Here is a 2,093-nt window from a genome sequence, read left to right on the forward strand (position 1 = left end):
CCTTGGGTGGCTCGCCTCGGCCTGGATCGAGCACTTCTGCCGGCATGGTCCGGGTGACGTCCAGGGCCAGCAGTATCTGCTGACCGACGAATACACCGGGTTTCTCGCCGACTGCTACATGCAGACGGAGTCGTCGTCGAACAACCACCTGGCCATCGATTCAGCGTTCCTTTCGCGGCCGAAGGGCACGGCGAAGAGTGCGCTGGCGGCGGTCATCGCGTTGTTCGAGGCGCTGGGTCCGTGCCGGTTCGGTGGATGGGCACGCGGTGGGGAAATCTACGAAGATCCATGGGGTTTGGGGTTCAGGTATGAATACCAGCCCGGCGAGCCGATGGGTGCGCATCCGACGGCGCCGATCATCGCGTGCATGGCCACCGAAGAGGGCCAGGTAGCCAACGTTTATGCAGTGGTGTATTTCAATCTGACAGACGACGAGTGCCCGCTGTTCCATGTGCCGGGTGTCGATGCCGGTGTGGAGAAGGTGCTGCTGCCGTGGGGCGGGGAAATCCGTGCCAGCACAGCGAGTTCGAGCGCGAAAGACGGTGGCCGACAGACATTCGTGGTTTTCGATGAGTCGCACCTCTATCACACGCCAGAGTTGCGGCGCATGTACCGGACGGTCACGAGGAACCTTCGCAAGCGCAAGGGCGGCTCCGGGACCTGGTACATCGAGACAACGACGATGTTCGAACCCGGCCAGGAGTCGATCGCCGAACTGACCTACGGCGAAGCCGAAGCGATCCGCGAAGGTCGCAAGAAACGGGGCCGGCTAAGGCTTCTGTACGACCACAGGTGGGGCGTATGTGACGACCTCACCGACGAGCAGGCGTTGCGTGAGGCGATTCGTGAAGCGTTCGGCGACGCCATTGCGTGGCAGGATCTCGACGGCCTCGTCGACGAATTCTATGACACGCGCAACCCGGTTGCGGACAGTAGACGGTACTGGCTCAACGCGCAGACGTCGGCGTCGGATGCGTGGATCGCCGCGCACGAACTGGATGCGTGCCGGCGCACCGACCGGTCCCCGCTGAAAAAAGGCGACCGGATCTGCATGGGCCTCGACGGCTCGGTCCACGACGACAGCACGGCCGTCGTCGCGATTCGGCTGTCGGACATGCACATCTTCCCGCTCGGGGTGTGGGAAAAGCCTGACGTGGTCGGGCCGAACGGTTGGCAGGTCGACCGTGAAGCTGTCGATGCTGTTGTGCAGCACGCCATGCACACATACACCGTCATCGGTTTTTTCCTGGACCCCGCCTTCTGGCAGGACTATGCGGACCGCTGGTCGGCGCAGTTCGGGGCCAAGATGACGGTGAAGGCGAAAGCCGACCGCCCACTAGAATGGTGGACGAACAGACCCCGACCTATGGAGGCCGCCCTTCAGCGGTTCCGCGAAGCGGTCGTGGAGAAGCGGGCCTCGTTCACGCCGGCCGACTTCCTGCCCGAGGGCAGCGAGGCGCAGCGGCTGGCCGCGGTGCTGCGGCGGCACATCCTCAACGCCAAGCGGAAGATCCGCCCCGGCGGCGGTGGAACCGTCCAGATCGGCAAGGATTTTCATCACAGCCCCCGCAAAATCGATATGGCCATGGCCTGCGTTCTCGCGTGGGAGGCCGCGCAGGACGCGGTCGCCACCGGCGTCACCACACCGTCGAACCGGCGCTACCCGGCCAAGCGGATCCGTTGATACGATCCCGCAGACATTTGCGGATCGCTATATCGGGGTTTCGCCTGGGGAGGAAAGCCATGGGAGTACGCAACGGCGACGGAATCATCACGATGCCCGAAAGCTGGGCCAGGGACCTTGTCGATGAAACGCTGGCCCCGCTCGCTGCCGGCGACGGCTGAGCACCACACGGGCACCAGGGAAACCAGCACGGGCGCGGCCCCCGGTGAGGAGGGCGGCGCCCGCGTGGTGAGTGACGCGGCACTGCCGCGTTCAATGCGTGATCTGTACTTCGCCGCACGACAGGCCTCGCGAGCCGGGCGTACGCGCGTGATCGTATCAGCGGACCCCCCGTCCGGCTGACCGGACCCGGGATGTTGACAGTGATCGCTGCCGCGATACACTCTCCCCCGAATGGCGTCGCATCAAG

General features: G+C 64.7%; 1 protein-coding gene. It reads left to right on the forward strand.

Translation table 11 applies throughout. The features are described from left to right. Nucleotides 1–1,684 (forward strand): hypothetical protein (locus VFH65_RS28880; protein ID WP_353326496.1); only part of this gene is annotated, 1,684 nt, incomplete at its 5' end. Between the last annotated feature and the right edge of the window lie 409 nt (nt 1,685–2,093).

The sequence above is a fragment of the Mycobacterium sp. genome (assembly GCF_035697385.1).
Lineage (GTDB): Bacteria > Actinomycetota > Actinomycetes > Mycobacteriales > Mycobacteriaceae > Mycobacterium.